The organism is Anaeromyxobacter sp. SG64 (genome assembly GCF_022690745.1).
In the GTDB taxonomy this organism is placed as follows: Bacteria; Myxococcota; Myxococcia; order Myxococcales; family Anaeromyxobacteraceae; genus Anaeromyxobacter; species Anaeromyxobacter soli.
In genome coordinates this window covers 1-14,440 of sequence record NZ_JALCZB010000103.1, presented here as the reverse complement: position 1 = coordinate 14,440, position 14,440 = coordinate 1, and the positions used below count along the sequence as shown (strand labels likewise).

14 protein-coding genes and 1 pseudogene are annotated in these 14,440 nt (G+C 74.9%); 13 read left to right on the top strand and 2 right to left on the bottom strand.

The window, feature by feature from the left end:
• Window positions 1-475: pseudogene (locus tag MNZ29_RS20725) on the top strand (molecular chaperone DnaJ); the annotation flags it as partial.
• A gap of 18 nt (window positions 476-493) precedes the next feature.
• On the opposite strand, the gene MNZ29_RS20720 reads toward MNZ29_RS20725, so the two are convergent.
• A complete protein-coding gene (locus MNZ29_RS20720; protein WP_242340812.1) occupies window positions 494-1,090 on the bottom strand; it encodes a DUF938 domain-containing protein in 597 nt (198 codons plus the stop codon).
• Between the two features lie 122 nt (window positions 1,091-1,212).
• On the opposite strand from MNZ29_RS20720, the gene MNZ29_RS20715 reads away from it, so the two are divergent.
• The 5 genes from MNZ29_RS20715 to MNZ29_RS20695 all read left to right on the top strand — a co-directional run bounded on the left by MNZ29_RS20715 (window position 1,213) and on the right by MNZ29_RS20695 (window position 7,472).
• On the top strand, window positions 1,213-2,385 hold the full coding sequence (locus MNZ29_RS20715; protein WP_242340813.1) for a hypothetical protein: 1,173 nt from the start codon (window positions 1,213-1,215) through the stop codon (window positions 2,383-2,385).
• Between the two features lie 4 nt (window positions 2,386-2,389).
• Window positions 2,390-3,157, top strand: a complete 768-nt coding sequence (locus MNZ29_RS20710; protein WP_242340814.1) for an acyl-[acyl-carrier-protein] thioesterase — start codon at window positions 2,390-2,392, stop codon at window positions 3,155-3,157.
• A gap of 113 nt (window positions 3,158-3,270) precedes the next feature.
• Complete coding sequence (locus MNZ29_RS20705; protein ID WP_242340815.1) at window positions 3,271-4,800, top strand: transglutaminase family protein; 1,530 nt, start codon at window positions 3,271-3,273, stop codon at window positions 4,798-4,800.
• A 132-nt stretch (window positions 4,801-4,932) separates the two neighbouring features.
• Window positions 4,933-5,343 carry a methylmalonyl-CoA epimerase gene (mce, locus tag MNZ29_RS20700; RefSeq protein ID WP_242340816.1) on the top strand — a complete coding sequence of 137 codons (411 nt, stop codon included), beginning with the start codon at window positions 4,933-4,935 and terminating at the stop codon, window positions 5,341-5,343.
• A gap of 275 nt (window positions 5,344-5,618) precedes the next feature.
• The gene (locus tag MNZ29_RS20695; protein WP_242340817.1) at window positions 5,619-7,472 is read left to right on the top strand and encodes a TIGR04551 family protein; all 1,854 of its coding nucleotides are present in this window, start codon (window positions 5,619-5,621) and stop codon (window positions 7,470-7,472) included.
• Window positions 7,473-7,723: 251 nt separating this feature from the next.
• Here MNZ29_RS20695 and MNZ29_RS20690 read toward each other — a convergent pair whose 3' ends face one another.
• Complete coding sequence (locus tag MNZ29_RS20690; RefSeq protein ID WP_242340818.1) at window positions 7,724-8,128, bottom strand: OsmC family protein; 405 nt, start codon at window positions 8,126-8,128, stop codon at window positions 7,724-7,726.
• A 127-nt stretch (window positions 8,129-8,255) separates the two neighbouring features.
• Here MNZ29_RS20690 and argH point away from each other — a divergent pair, with 127 nt between their 5' ends.
• The 7 genes from argH to folK all read left to right on the top strand — a co-directional run bounded on the left by argH (window position 8,256) and on the right by folK (window position 14,234).
• On the top strand, window positions 8,256-9,659 hold the full coding sequence (argH, locus tag MNZ29_RS20685; RefSeq protein ID WP_242340819.1) for an argininosuccinate lyase: 1,404 nt from the start codon (window positions 8,256-8,258) through the stop codon (window positions 9,657-9,659).
• The gene (locus tag MNZ29_RS20680) at window positions 9,656-9,871 is read left to right on the top strand and encodes a hypothetical protein (protein WP_242340820.1); all 216 of its coding nucleotides are present in this window, start codon (window positions 9,656-9,658) and stop codon (window positions 9,869-9,871) included. Before argH ends, MNZ29_RS20680 begins: the two co-directional genes overlap by 4 nt.
• Window positions 9,868-11,136, top strand: coding sequence for a diaminopimelate decarboxylase (gene lysA, locus MNZ29_RS20675; protein ID WP_242356553.1), 1,269 nt, complete (start codon window positions 9,868-9,870; stop codon window positions 11,134-11,136). The genes MNZ29_RS20680 and lysA overlap by 4 nt, the downstream gene beginning before the upstream one ends.
• Window positions 11,137-11,240: 104 nt before the next feature.
• Window positions 11,241-12,128, top strand: coding sequence for a 4-hydroxy-tetrahydrodipicolinate synthase (dapA, locus tag MNZ29_RS20670; protein WP_242340822.1), 888 nt, complete (start codon window positions 11,241-11,243; stop codon window positions 12,126-12,128).
• Between the two features lie 31 nt (window positions 12,129-12,159).
• Window positions 12,160-12,966, top strand: coding sequence for a 4-hydroxy-tetrahydrodipicolinate reductase (gene dapB, locus MNZ29_RS20665; RefSeq protein ID WP_242340823.1), 807 nt, complete (start codon window positions 12,160-12,162; stop codon window positions 12,964-12,966).
• A complete protein-coding gene (locus MNZ29_RS20660) occupies window positions 12,963-13,715 on the top strand; it encodes a fumarylacetoacetate hydrolase family protein (protein WP_242340824.1) in 753 nt (250 codons plus the stop codon). Before dapB ends, MNZ29_RS20660 begins: the two co-directional genes overlap by 4 nt.
• 27 nt (window positions 13,716-13,742) lie before the next feature.
• On the top strand, window positions 13,743-14,234 hold the full coding sequence (gene folK / locus MNZ29_RS20655; protein WP_242340825.1) for a 2-amino-4-hydroxy-6-hydroxymethyldihydropteridine diphosphokinase: 492 nt from the start codon (window positions 13,743-13,745) through the stop codon (window positions 14,232-14,234).
• The last annotated feature ends 206 nt before the right edge of the window (window positions 14,235-14,440 follow it).

Below are 14,440 nucleotides of genomic sequence, written 5' to 3'. Positions count from 1 at the left end.
GCCGCCGCGCGGCCCTCCGCCTCGGCCCACCGCGCGCGAGGCCGCTCCCGCCGCGCCGCCGCGCTCCGCCTACGCCGCCCGCGAGCCGCTCCCGCGCCGCCGCCTGCGGCTCGCCGAGCTCCTCTACTACTCGGGGCGCGTCCCCTGGTCCGCGTTCGTCGAGGCCATCGCCTGGCAGCGCGCGCAGCGTCCGGCGCTCGGCCGGATCGCGGTCGAGCTCGGGTTCCTCGACTCCGCCACGGTCGCCGCGGTGCTCGCGCGCCGCCGCGCGGAGGGCGCGACCGGCGAGCGGTTCGGCGAGTACGCGCTCCGCACGGGCTACCTCACGCGCCTCCAGCTCCTCACCGCGGTGGGCCGCCAGGGGCGCATGCAGCGCCGGATCGGCGAGTACTTCCTCGAGCGCGGCTGGCTCGATGCCCGCGCGCTCGCGGCGGCCTGCGCGGAGCTCGCGGGGCACAACGCGCGGTTTCCGTAGGCGAGCAAGCCCCCGCCGTCACCCGCGCCGCCACACGACGAGGAGATCGCCCTCCTCCGGCATCGCCACCACCGCATCGAGCGCGAGGCCGTGCCGGGCGGCGAGCGCCTCGAGCGCCTCGAGCTCCCGCACGCCGAGCGCGGGGTCGTGCGCGCGGAGCTGCGCGTCGAGCCGCGCGAGCCGGCCTTCGAGCGGGGCACCGCGCCGCCGGAACGGCCCGTACACCGCGAGCGGTCCCCCCGGCGGCAGGACGCGCGCCGCGCCGCGGAAGAGCGCCTCGGCGCACTCCGGCGGGGCGACGTGCAGCACGTTCACGCAGAGCACGGCGTCCGCAGGGCGCGCCTGCCAGAGCGGGAGCCGGATGTCGTAGTTGAGCGGCCCGAGCAGGTTCGCGAGGCCGGCCTCGGCCGACCAGGCGCGGATGCTCGCGCGCGCCTCCAGGTCCGGATCGGACGGCTGCCACTCGAGGGAGGGGAACGCCCGGGCGAGGTACACCGCGTGCTCGCCCGTACCGCTGCCGAGCTCGAGGACGAGGCCGCGCGGCGGCAGGACGCCCCGGAGTGCCGAGGCGATCGCCTCGCGGTTGCGCAGCGCGGCGGCGGCGGTCCGCTTCACGGCCGCATGATGGCCCACCTGGGCTCTCGCGCGCGAGCGTCCGCAGGCCGCGCGGGACTCCCCGGGGCGTCGCTCGCATGGGAGAGCGGGAAACGCTAGAAGGGCGGCAGGGAAGGGATGAATTGACCACGCCTCGCCACCGCGCGACCGGACGCGCCGCGCTCGTGCTCGGCCTCGCCGTCGCGCTTTCGCTCGGCGCCTGCGCCGGCCGGCGCGGCGGCGCGGCGCCCCCGTCCCGGCAGCGCTTCGAGGTGTCGGGGCACGGCGAGCTGGAGATCGCACTCCCGCCCGGCTGGAAGGCGAGCTCGGCGGAGGGCGAGGAGCCGATCGCGCTCACCGTCCGCCTCGAGCCGCGCGACGCGAAGGCGGGCGGCGGGTTCATGGTGCTGCTCACGCCCTTCTGGAACCCCCCGCCGACCGCCGAGGAGGCGCCCGCGAGCCCCGAGGCGTTCGGCGCGGACGCGCAGGGCGACACCGCGCAGCTCCTCGCCGAGCTCGCCCGCCGCAAGGCGCTCGCCACGAGCGTCGAGCAGGAGATCGCGCTGCACGAGCTGCGCGGCGAGCGCGGGGTGCACGGCTACTGGTTCGCGGCGACCGACAAGGCGTTCGCCGCCCGGGAGCCGGGCGAGGGCGAGTGGCGTCACCTCCTGCAGGGCGCGGCCGCGGTCGGCGACATGATCCTCGCCTTCACCTTGCTCGACAACGCGCCCGGACCGCAGCGCGAGGCGGTGCTCGAGGTCGTCCGCGGCGCGCGGCACGTCCCGGCGTCCGCCGGCGGGAGCCCCGCCGCCCCGAAGAGCGGCGCGATGCGCTTCACGCCCGATCCCGAGGCCGAGACCGAGCCGCTCTCGGTCGCCTATCCGGGCCGCGCGTTCACCGTGCTGGTGGACCTCCCCGGCTTCGAGATGTTCGAGCCGCGGCCCGCCGAGGACGGGGAGGGCGTGCTCGTGCTCGGACGCCATCCGCAGAGCGGCCTCGTCGCGTCGGTGACCCTGCGCGACGCGCACGGGGCCGCCGACGCCGGCGCCTGCCGCGAGCGCATCCTCGAGCGGATCCGGAAGAGCGCGCCCGACCTGCGGGAGCTCGCGCTGTCCGACGCGAGCGGAGGGGCGCGCGCCGCCTACGTGCTGGACGAGCTGCGCGGCCGGAAGATCCGCCAGCAGCACGCCCACCTCTTCCTCTGGCGCGAGGGCGTGTGCGTGAACGTGCAGGTCTCCAAGGCCGATCCCGAGCCGGAGGACACGGGACGCATCGACGCGATCCTCACCTCGGTCCGGTTCGGCGCTAGCCTGTAGCGCCATGCAGACCCACCGCCAGCGCTTCGGCGTCCACACCTACGAGGTGGACGCCTTCGGGACCATCGCGATCGCCGCCCTGTCCGGCTACCTGCAGGAGGTCGCCGGGCAGCACGCGGCCGCGCTCGGGGTCGGGCTCGACGTGCTCATGCCGCGCGGGCTCACCTGGGTGCTCGCCCGCCAGCGCATCGAGAACCCGGTGCCCATCGTCCTCGGCGACCGGCTCGAGATCGAGACCTGGCCCGCGGGCATCGACCGGCTCGCCGCGCTGCGCGACTTCGTCGTGCGCCGCGCGGACGGCGCCGAGGTCGCGCGCGCGACCACCCAGTGGTTCGTGCTCGACCTCGCCACGCGGCGGCCGGTGCGGCCCGCCGACGTGCTCGACGCGCGCTTCCCGCGCGAGCCCTCGGCGCCGGTGCTCACCCTCGAGCCCGGCAGGCTCCCCGAGCTCCGCGAGTGGGAGCACCAGAAGCGGTTCCACGTGCGCTACGGCGACATCGACGTGAACATGCACGTGACGAACACGAGCTATCCGACCTGGGCGCAGGAGGTGGTGCCGCGCGAGGTGTTCCGCGCCCGGCGGCTCGCCGACCTCGAGGTGCAGTTCCTCGCCGAGGCGCACTACGGCAGCGCCATCCTCTCGCGCCTCGCAACCGCGGGCGAGGGCCGGTACGCGCACGCCATCGTGCGCGAGGAGGACGAGAAGGAGCTCGCGCGGCTCGTGACGCGCTGGGTACCTCGGCCGGAGGCGGTCCTCCCGGGCGCCAGCTAGCCGGCAGGCCATTCGGAAACACCGAGGCGCCATCCGTCGGCGGGGCGGGGCGCAGCCCCGTTGGATCCTCCGGCTTTCTGGTAGAACGCCTCTCCGAAGGAAGGACACGCACCATGAGAACGCACCTCCTCGCCGCCGGCGCCGCCGCGCTCGCCCTCGTGCTCGCGGGCTGCCCCGAGCAGCGGGCCGCGGCCGCGAAGCCCCCGCGCCCGCCCCGCGGAGAGCTCGCCGCCGGCGCCGCGGCGCTCCCGGACGCGCTGAGCGTCCCGAGGCCCCCCGGCCCGGAGTGGTTCGGCCTGTACCTCGTGGGCAAGAAGGCCGGCTTCACGAAGGTCCAGCTCGCGCGCGAGCTGCGCGACGGCAAGGACGTCCTCGTCGGCCGCAGCGAGACGCTCGTGCGCGCGAACGTCGGCGGCAAGACGGTGGAGCGCCGCCAGGAGGAGGAGCGCGTCTACGAGGCGCGGCACCAGGGGCCGCTCGTGGCCGTCCGCGCGGTGTGGGCGGGCGACGGCGGCGACCGGACGGTGTCCGGCACCTGCGCGCGCGCGGTGTGCAGGCTCGTCGAGGAGACGCCCGCCGGCCGGCAGGAGCGCACCGTCGAGGGCGTCACCGAGACCGCGGAGCTCGCGGACGGCGTGCGGCTCGCGGCGGCGCGGCGCGGGACGGTGCGCGGCAAGCAGCTCGACCTCGAGAAGCTGCGCGTGAAGGAGATGCAGGACGTCTTCCTCCGGCGCGAGACCATCGCCGGCGGCGGCGTGCAGGAGGAGGTGTCGGTCGTGGCCGAGTCGGAGGCGGGCGACCGGCTCGCGGCCGAGTACCGCGTCGCGGACGACGGGCGGGTGGTGGAGATCCGGCTCGGCGAGGCGATCGTGGCGCGGCCCGAGCCGGAGGAGACCGCTCGCAGCCTGGACCAGGTGGACCTCTTCGCGCTCGCGCGCGTCCCGCTGCCGCGCCCGCTGCCGCGCGGCGTCCCGGCGACGATCGTCTACCGCCTCGCCGGGCTGCCGCCCTCCTTCCAGAAGGGCGACGCGCGCCAGCGCTTCGGGCGCGGCCGCGCCGGGGAGACGCTGCTCACCGTGGCGGTGCGCCCGCCGCTCGCCGCCGACCCGAAGAAGGACACCCCCCTCGCCCGCGCCGCCCAGGGCGCGAGCGCCGACGATCTCGCCCCGTCGCCGCAGGCCGACTCCGACGAGCCGGCCATCGCGGCGCTCGCGAAGAAGGTCGCCGGGAACGCGCCCGGCGCGTACGCGGCGGCCCAGCTCCTCTCCGAGGACGTGTACCGCCGGCTCGAGAAGGCGTACGGCGCGAGCCACGACCGCGCGAGCGACGTGCTCGCCGCCGGCCGCGGCGACTGCACCGAGCACAGCGTGCTCCTCGTCGCGCTCGCGCGCGCGCTCGGGATCCCGGCGCGCGCGGTGCACGGGCTCGTCTACGCGCGCTACGAGGACGGGCAGGACGCGCTCTACTGGCACGCCTGGGTGGAGGTGCGGAGCGCGGGCGAGTGGATCGCGATGGACCCCACCTTCGGCCAGCCCGTCGCCGACGCGACGCACCTCGCGCTCGGGTCCGGACCCCAGGTCGACACCGTCGGACTCCTCGGCGCGCTGAAGGTCCTCGGGGTCGAGGTGAAGTCCGGGAAGTGACGCCGCTCGCCCCCGCCCCTCGTCCGGGCGGGCGGCGCCATGCGCTATCATCCCACCTCCCTCGCGCCGAAGGCCGCTCATGCCGGGCGCCGCGCCGCTCGCTCGCGGCGCCGCGAGGCGCACGGAGGCCTCATGAACGGGCTCGACCACGTCGCCATCCTCGTCGCCGACCTCGACGCCGCGATCCGGCTGTACCGCGACGTCTACGGCCTCGAGCTCGCCGAGGTGGAGGAGGTCCCCACCGAGCAGGTGCGGGTCGCGATCTTCGGCCACGGCGCGGGGCGCATCGAGCTCGTCTCGCCCTCCGGCCCGAGCAGCCCGATGGCGAAGGCGATCGAGAAGCGCGGGGAGGGGCTGCACCACGTGTGCCTCGAGGTGCCCGACATCGAGCAGGCGATGGCGGCGCTGCGCGCGCAGGGCGCGCCGCTGCTCGACGAGAAGCCGCGTCCCGGCGCGGGCGGCTCGAAGGTCGCGTTCGTCCACCCGAAGGGCAGCCGGGGGGTGCTCGTCGAGCTGAAGCAGGGCGGCGGCGAGCACCGCTGATCGGCGCGCGCTCCCGGTCCCGCCGCCGGGGGGCGTCCTCGCTCCTCGCGCCCGCGGCGCGCGCCTGACTCGAAGGCCCTCGGGTCCGTGCGCCCCGGCGCGCGTCCGCGAGGCGTTCTCCGGGCCCGGGCTCCTGCGCCTCGGATCTCCTGGAGGCCTGCGGCGCATTCCCCGCGGCCCCTCGGGCCGCGCTCCGTCATCGGGGTTGACCGACCGCGGGAACGCGTGTTGTATCACCGCGTTTCGTCCTGCCCTCCTTTCAAGGGGTCACCTGCATGTCCCGTCTGCTCGCCGCCCTCGCGGCACTCCTCCTCCTCGCCGGCGCGGCGCGCGCGCAGGACGACAAGAAGCCGGAGGAGACGAAGGGCACCGAAAAGCCCGCGACGGACCTGCCGCCCGAGACCAAGGCCGCGATCCAGCGCGAGGTCGAGCGGCTGAAGGAGGACCTCCGCGACGAGGTCCGCGCCGAGATCCAGGGCGCCCAGTCGGCGGCGGAGTTCATGGGCACCGTCGCCGAGGGACCGAAGCTCGAGTTCTTCGAGCTCGACGGCTACTACCGCGTGCGCGGGCAGCTCTCCGACGATCTCGCCCTCGGCCGCGCGCCCGACGCGTCGGGCCACTACCTGTACCCGGTCCCGGTCTTCAACCCCGACCCCACCGCCGGCGTCCGGCCCACGCGCGGCACGATCGCGACCGCGAACATGCGGCTCCGCCTCGAGCCGACGCTGAACGTCTCCGAGCTCGTCCGGGTCCGCGCGCAGATCGACGTGCTCGACAACTACGTGCTGGGCTCCTCGACGAGCAAGCTCTTCGACGATCCGTACAGCCCCTTCCCGGCGCAGTTCTACGGCAGCACCCGCCAGCTCTACCCGAACGACCCCACCGCCGATCGCGACCCGATCCTGCCGAAGCGGGTGTGGGGTGAGGTGCAGACGCCGGTCGGCCTGCTCAGCTTCGGCCGCATGCCGTCCGAGTGGGGGCTCGGGCTCCTCACGAACGCGGGCGGCGGCGTCGACGAGGACTACGGCGACACGGTCGACCGCATCCAGTTCGCGCTCCCGCCCGTGCAGACGCCCATCGGCGCGCTGACGCTCGTCCCCATCCTCGACTTCGAGACGGAGGGCGCGCTGCGCCCGGATCCGCGCTTCGGCGCGGGCGTCGGCCAGCCGTTCGACGCCGACTCCTCCGACGACGCACGCACCTGGGCCGTGAAGGCCGCGCGCGTCGACACCGACGACGAGATCCGGCGCAAGCTCGACCGGAACGAGTCCTCGTTCAACTTCGGCGCCTACTACAACTACCGGACGCAGCGGGACTCGATCCCGGCCTGGGCGCAGGACGGCTTCGGCGCGGAGCTCGACCCGTCCTCCTCGCTCGCCGTCGGCCGGCGCCGCAGCTACGGCCACGTCCTCGACCTCTGGGTGCGCGTGCTCACGCAGCGCTGGCGCGTGGAGGCCGAGGCGGTCGGCGTCTACGGCCACATCGGCCAGGCGTTCACGGTCGGTCCCGCCTCCGACACCGACCCGACGCTCACCGTCAAGCCGGTCTCGCGGGTGGAGCTGCGCCAGTGGGGCGGCAGCCTCGTCACCGAGTACAAGGCCATCCCGAACAAGGTCACCCTCCGCGGCGAGTTCGGCGCGGCCAGCGGCGACGACGCGCCGGGCTTCGGCAACATCCCGAGCCGCTTCAACGCGGACGGCTCGCTCCCCGGCTACGGCACCTTCGAGGGCCCCCAGTTCAACGGCACGAACGACCGGAGCATCCGCAACTTCCGGTTCAACCCGGCCTACAAGGTCGACCTCATCCTGTTCAGCCGCATCCTCGGGCAGGTGACCGACGCCTGGTACGTGAAGCCGAAGATCCGCTGGGACATGTTCCCGGGCCTCGCGCTCGACGCGCAGCTCGTCTACTCGCAGGCCATCTCTGCGGAGTCGACCCCGAGCTCGACGGGGCCGGGCACCGGCACGAACCGGCTCGGGCTCGAGGCGGACACGATGCTCACGTACACCTCGGGCGCCGGCTTCCAGGCCTACGGGCAGTACGGCATCCTGGAGCCGTTCGGCGCGTTCGGGCCGGGCGAGCTCTCCCGCGCCCACCTCCTCGCGTTCGGGCTCGTCGCGAAGTTCTAGAGGGGACCCCGCGAAGCAGGCACGCCCGGCGGTGTCTGAACGGGGGCTGCGCCCCCGCCCCCGCCGGCGACTGACCGCCGCCGCCGGGGGCCCCACCCCTGCTCGGCGGGGCCCGTGAACGGTCGCGCCCGCTGTCGCGGGTTCGCGACCGTTCCCCGCCGGAGGGGCTTCGCCCCTCGCGCTAACCGACGGGACGCGCGACGGCCTGCGTCCAGCGGGCTCGAATCTCGCCGTGACGAGCGGCCTCCCGGTCAGCCGGCGACGACCGTGCGCACGTCGAACCGCGGCTGGGCCTGGATCGCCTTCTTCACGGCGCACTGATCGGCCACGCGCACGAGCGCGTCGCGGTACTTCTCCGGGAAGCTCGGCGGGACCTCGATGTCGAGCTCGACCCGCGCGAGCACCCCTGTCTCCTCGTCGAAGTGGTTCCGCTGGCGGATCCGGATGCCGTCGGTCGGCAGCTCGCGCTTCTGGCAGAAGCCGAGGACGTAGATCCCGGCGCAGGTGCCGATGGCCGCGAGGAACAGCCCGAACGGCGCGGGGGCGGAGTCCTCGCCGCCGCCCGAGGCGGGCTGATCGGTGCGGATCACGTGCTTGCCGATCTGGGTGTCGACCTTCTTGTTCCCGGGGAAGGTCACGATCATCTCGCTCGCCATTCGCAGGTCTCCTCGTCGTCTCGGGTCGGGTTTCCGGGCGCGATGCTCGCCGCGCTCTTGCGTGCGAGCCAGGGGAAATCGCAGGGATTCCTGGGGCAGCGCGGGTGTGCTAGCGTCGCCGACCCCGATGAGCCCAAAGACGAAGTCGAAGCCCGTGTCCCGCGCCGCGCTCGCGGGCGAGGCCGATCCGCGCCTCGTCGCGCTCTCCGTCTCGATCCAGGACGACGGCGCGCTCTACGCCGAGGACATCCGGGGCAGCCAGGCCCACGTGACCATGCTCGCCGAGCGGGGGATCGTCCCGAAGGCGGCGGCGCGCCGCATCGTGGCCGCCCTGGATCAGGTCCGCGAGGAGTTCGCCGCCGGCAAGATCCGGCTCGACCCGGCCCTCGAGGACGTGCACACCCACGTGGAGCGGCGGCTCGGCGAGCTCGTCGGCGCGGACGCGGGCTACCTCCACGCCGGCCGCAGCCGGAACGATCAGGTCGCGCTCGACGAGCGGCTCTTCATCGTCGGCGCCTGCGACCGCTGCGACGCCGCGCTCGGGCGGCTCCAGCGCGCGCTCGTCACCCGCGCGCGCGAGCACGAGAAGACCATCCTCCCCGGCTACACGCACCTGCAGCGCGCGCAGCCCGTCTCCCTCGCGCACCACCTCCTCGCCCACGTCGAGGCGTTCGCGCGGGATCGCGACAGGCTCGCCGACGTCCGCCGCCGCGCGGCGGTGTCGCCGCTCGGCTCGGGCGCGCTCGCCGGCACGACGCTGCCGCTCGACCGCGAGGCCACCGCGCGGGCGCTCGGCCTCGCCGGCGTGACGCAGAACTCGCTCGACGCCGTGTCGGACCGCGACAGCGCCATCGAGCTCCTCTTCGCCTGCGCCCTCGCGGCGGTGCACCTCTCCCGCGTCGGCGAGGAGATCGTGCTCTGGACCACGAAGGAGTTCGGCTTCATGTCGCTCGCCGACGCCTTCGCGACCGGCTCGTCGCTCATGCCGCAGAAGAAGAACCCCGACGTGGGCGAGCTCGCGCGCGGCCGGGCAGGGCGCGCGATCGGCGACCTCGTCGCGCTGCTCGCCATCGTGAAGAGCCTGCCGCTCTCGTACAACCGGGACATGCAGGAGGACAAGCGGCCCCTCATCGGCGGCCCCGAGGCGCTCGTCCTCACCGCCGACGCGGTCGCGGGCGCGATCGAGACGGCCACGTTCCACGCCGATCGGATGGAGGAGGCGCTCGGCTCCGGCGAGGCGCTCGCGACCGACGCGGCCGAGTACCTGGTCGAGCGCGGGGTGCCGTTCCGCGAGGCGCACGAGGCGGTCGGCAAGGCGGCGGCGTTCTCCTCCGCCGAGCGCCGACCGCTCGCGAAGCTCACCGCCGAGGAGTGGCGCCGCTTCCACCCCGCGTTCGAGAAGGACGTGCTCCGCTGCTTCGACGCGCGGAGGAGCCTCGCCCGCCGGGAGCTCCCCGGCGCCCCCGGGCCGAAGCAGGTGGCGCGCCAGCTCGCCCGCTGGGAGAAGGCGCTCGCGAAGGAGCCGCGGTGAGCCGCCTCGGCGCGCTCGGCGTCGCCGCCTTCCTGGCCGGCTGCGGCGTGAAGGCGCCTCCGCGGCCGCCCGGGATCGAGCGCGAGCAGACCGCGCCGCCCCCGACCCCGGCGACGTCCCCCGCCTCGGCGCCGGATCCGACCTCGCCCCCGAACCCGACCTCGGCCCCGACCTCGACCGACGGCGCGCCCGGCGCGCAGCCCTGCCCATGAACCACTTCCAGCGCAAGAAGGGCGTCCTGCACGCGGAGGCGATCCCGCTCGAGCGGCTCGCGGAGCGCTACGGCACGCCGCTGTACGTCTACTCGACGGCGACGCTCACGCGGCACTGGAAGGTGCTGCACCGCTCGCTCGCCGGCATCCGCCACGTCGTGTGCTACGCCGTGAAGGCGAACGCGAACCTCGCGCTGCTCGCGCGCTTCGCGAAGCTCGGCTCCGGGTTCGACATCGTGTCGGCCGGCGAGCTGTACCGCGTCCTCAAGGCGGGCGGCGACCCGCGCAAGGTGGTGTTCAGCGGCGTCGGCAAGCGCGACGACGAGATCGCCTTCGCGCTCGAGTCCGGCGTGCGCGTGCTCAACGTGGAGAGCGCGGGCGAGCTCGCGCGCGTCTCGATCGTGGCGCGGCGCATGGGCGTCCGCGCGCCCATCGCGCTCCGCGTGAACCCGGACGTCGATCCCAAGACGCACCCGTACATCTCGACCGGGCTCCGCGAGAACAAGTTCGGCGTCTCGGTCGAGGAGGCGCGGCGGCTCTACCCGCTCGCCGCGAAGGACGAGGCGCTCCACGTGGTGGGCGTCGCCTCCCACATCGGCTCGCAGATCACGAGCGTGAAGCCGTTCCTCGACGCGATCGACCGCGTCCTCGCGCTCGCGCGCGAGCTCGAGAAGCAGGGGATCCCCCTCGCGCACCTCGACGTGGGGGGCGGGCTCGGCATCCGCTACAAGGACGAGGACCCGCCGCACCCCGACGAGTACGGGGCCGCCATCCGCAAGGCGCTCGCCCGCTGGAAGGGCGAGGTGCTGCTCGAGCCGGGCCGCGTGCTCGTCGGCAACGCCGGCGTGCTCGTCACCCGCGTGCTCCACGTGAAGCGGAGCGGCCGCAAGACGTTCGTGGTGGTGGACGCCGCCATGAACGACCTCGTGCGCCCGGCCTTCTACGAGGCGCACCACGACCTCGAGCCCGTCGGCCGCCCCCGCGAGGGCGAGCGCGAGATCGTGGCCGACGTGGTGGGGCCGATCTGCGAGTCGTCGGACTTCCTCGCCCGCAAGCGCCGCATGCCCGAGCCCGTGCCGGGCGACCTCCTCGCCGTCCGCTCCGCAGGCGCCTACGGGTTCGCGATGTCGTCGAACTACAACGCGCGGCCGCGGGCCGCCGAGGTGCTCGTGGAGGGAGATCGGGCGTTCCTGGCCCGCCGCCGCGAGACCTACGCGGACCTCGTCCGCGGCGAGGAGCCGGCGCCCGCGCCCGAGCGGGTATGAGCGGTCGCCCCGCCGCGTGAGGCCGGCGCCACCGCGCCGGTTTCCGCCTCCGACCGGATCGGATACATTTTTCGCCTCTCTCCCCTCGCCGAGGTCAAAGCCGCATGCCGCGTCTCGAAGGCTCGATGGTGGCCATCGTCACCCCGATGAAGGACGGCGCGGTCGATCTCCGCGCCCTGCGCGAGCTGACCGAGTGGCAGATCGCGGAGGGCACGGACGGCATCGTGCCCTGCGGCACCACCGGCGAGGGGGCCACGCTCACCCCCGCCGAGCGCGCCGAGGTCGTCCGCGCGGTCGTGGAGGTCGTCCGCGGCCGGGCCCTCGTCATCGCCGGGGCCGGCTCGAACGCGACCCACGAGGCGATCGAGGGCGTCAAGGCCGCGAAGGCGCTCGGCGCGGACGCCGCCCTCGTCGTCACGCCCTACTACAACAAGCCGACGCCGGAGGGGCTGTACCAGCACTACCAGGCGATCTGGGAGGCGAGCCGCTTCCCGGTCATCGCCTACAACGTGCCGGGCCGGACCTCCGTCGACATGGGACCCGAGACCGTGGCGCGCCTCGCGAAGGCGGGCGCCATCGTCGGCATCAAGGAGGCGACCGCGAGCATGGACCGGCAGGTCCAGCTCGTGGAGCGGATCGGCAAGGACGCGATCGCCTTCCTCTCCGGCGACGACTTCACCGTGCTGCCCTACATCGCCTGCGGGGGCCACGGCGTCATCTCGGTGATCTCCAACATCGCGCCGCGCGCGATGAAGGACCTCGTGGTCGCGGCGCGGGCCGGCGACTTCGGCCGCGCGCTCGACCTGCAGGTCCGGATGGCCGACCTCAACCGGGCGCTGTTCGTCGAGACGAGCCCCGGGCCCGTGAAGGCGGGGGTGGCGCTCCTCGGCCGGGCGAGCCCCGAGCTCAGGCTCCCGCTCGCGCCCATCTCCGAGGCGAGCCTCGCCAGGGTGCGCGAGGCGATGACGCGGTTCGGGCTGAAGCTCGCGTGACGTGAGGCCCTCGCGGGCCGGAGGAAGGGTGATGGTGAGAGTGGTCGTGACCGGCGCCGCCGGGCGGATGGGGACGCAGATCGTCCGCCTCGTGGCCGGCGACGAGGGGCTGAAGCTCTCCGGCGCGGTGGAGCGGCCCGGGCACGCCGGCCAGGACGCCGGTACGCTCGCGGGGCTCCCGCCGCTCGGGGTCGCGGTCGCCGAGGATCTCGCCGCGGCGATCGCCGGCGCGGACGTGGTGATCGACTTCACGAGCCACGAGGCGTCGGCGCGCAACGCCGAGGTCTGCGCGGAGAAGGGCGTCGCGCTCGTCATCGGCTCGACCGGCTTCACCCCGGAGGCGAAGGCGCGTGTCGCGGCCGCGGCGCGGAAGGTCCCGATCGTCCTCTCGCCCAACATGAGCGTGGGCGTGAACGTGCTGTTCGAGCTCGTGCGCCAGGCCGCGAAGACGCTGGGCGACGCCTACGACGTCGAGATCGTCGAGATCCACCACAAGCGGAAGCGCGACGCGCCCTCCGGGACGGCGGTCGCGCTCGGCGAGGTCGCCGCGCGGGCGCTCGATCGCGATCCGGCCGACGCGCTCGCGTACACGCGCCACGGCATCCTCGGCGAGCGCCCGCCCTGGCAGATCGGCATCCAGACCTTGCGCGGCGGCGACGTCGTCGGCGAGCACACGGTGTTCTTCTGCGGCGAGGGCGAGCGCCTCGAGCTCACCCACCGGGCGACGAGCCGCGAGCAGTTCGCGCGGGGCGCGGTGCGGGCGGCGCACTGGGTCGCGGGGCGGCCGGCCGGTCTCTACGACATGGCCGACGTGCTCGAGCTGCGGAGCTCGAGGTGAGGATCTGCCGCTTCCGGCACCGGGGGCAGGATCGCTACGGCGTCGTCGAGGGCGGCGAGGTCCGGCCGCTGAACGCCGCGCCGTGGGCAGGCGGGCTCCCCGAGGGGCGGGCGCTCCCGCTCGCCGAGGTGACCCTGCTCGCGCCCGTGGAGCCGTCCAAGATCGTCTGCGTCGGGCGGAACTACCGCGCCCACGCGCGCGAGCTCGGCAACGAGCTCCCCGCGCAGCCGCTCCTCTTCCTGAAGCCCCCGACCTCGGTCGTCGGTCCGCAGGAGGCGATCCGCTGCCCGGAGCAGTCGAGCGAGGTGCACCACGAGGCGGAGCTCGCCGTCGTGGTCGCGCGGCCGCTCTCGCGCGCCACGGCCGCCGAGGCGCGCGGCGCCGTGTTCGGGTACAGCTGCCTGAACGACGTCACGGCGCGTGACATCCAGCGGGAGGAGAAGCAGTTCACCCGCGCGAAGGGCTTCGACACCTTCTGCCCGATCGGCCCGTTCGTCGAGACGTCGCTCGACCCGCTCGATCTCCCCGTCGTCTGCCGGGTCAACGGCGCCGAGCGGCAGCGCGGCTCGACGCGGGACATGACCGTCGACCCGTTCGCGCTCCTCGCGTTCATCTCCCAGGTGATGACGCTCCTGCCGGGCGACGTCGTCGCCACCGGCACCCCCGAGGGCGTGGGGCCCATCCGGCGCGGGGACTGGGTCGAGGTGGACATCGCCGGGATCGGGGTGCTCCGCAATCCCGTGGTCTGAGCCCAGGCGGCGTGTTAGGGCAGGCGCATGCGCGCCTACGTGGCCGTCGGCACGAACCTCGGCGACCGCTGGGGGCACCTCGCGCACGCCGCGCGGGCGCTCCGGACCGAGCCGCGAGTCGCGGTGCTGCGCGGCTCGCGCGTGTTCGACACCGCGCCGGTCGGGCCGCCGCAGCCCCGCTACCTCAACGCGGTGCTGGAGCTCGAGGCGGAGCTGCCCGCGCCCGCGCTCCTCGAGGCGCTCCAGCGGGTCGAGCGCACCTGCGGCCGGCGCCGCACCGGCGTCCGCTGGGCGGCCCGCACGCTCGATCTCGACCTCCTGCTCCTGGGCGACCAGGTGATCCGCACGCCCGAGCTCCTGGTGCCACACCCGGGGCTCATCACGCGCCGCTTCGTGCTCGCGCCCCTCGCCGAGCTCTGCCCGGACCGGGTCGTGCCCGGCACCGGCCAGACCGTCGCCCGGCTCCTCGCGGCCGCGCCGCCGGGCGACGTGGTGCCGATCGGAGTTTACCCCATGTGAATGTGGCTGCGGGGCCGCTCCGGCTCCGCCTCGCCTCGAGCCCCACCGATGATCCCCCGCGCGCTCCTCCCCGTCGCCCTCGCCTTTGCGCTCGCCGCCTGCGAGCGCGAGCCGCGCACCATCGTCGCCGCGCCGGCCGATCCGCCCCGCCCGACGGGCGGCGTCCCGGCCCAGCGCGCCGACGCGCCCCCGCCCTCGCCCGCCGC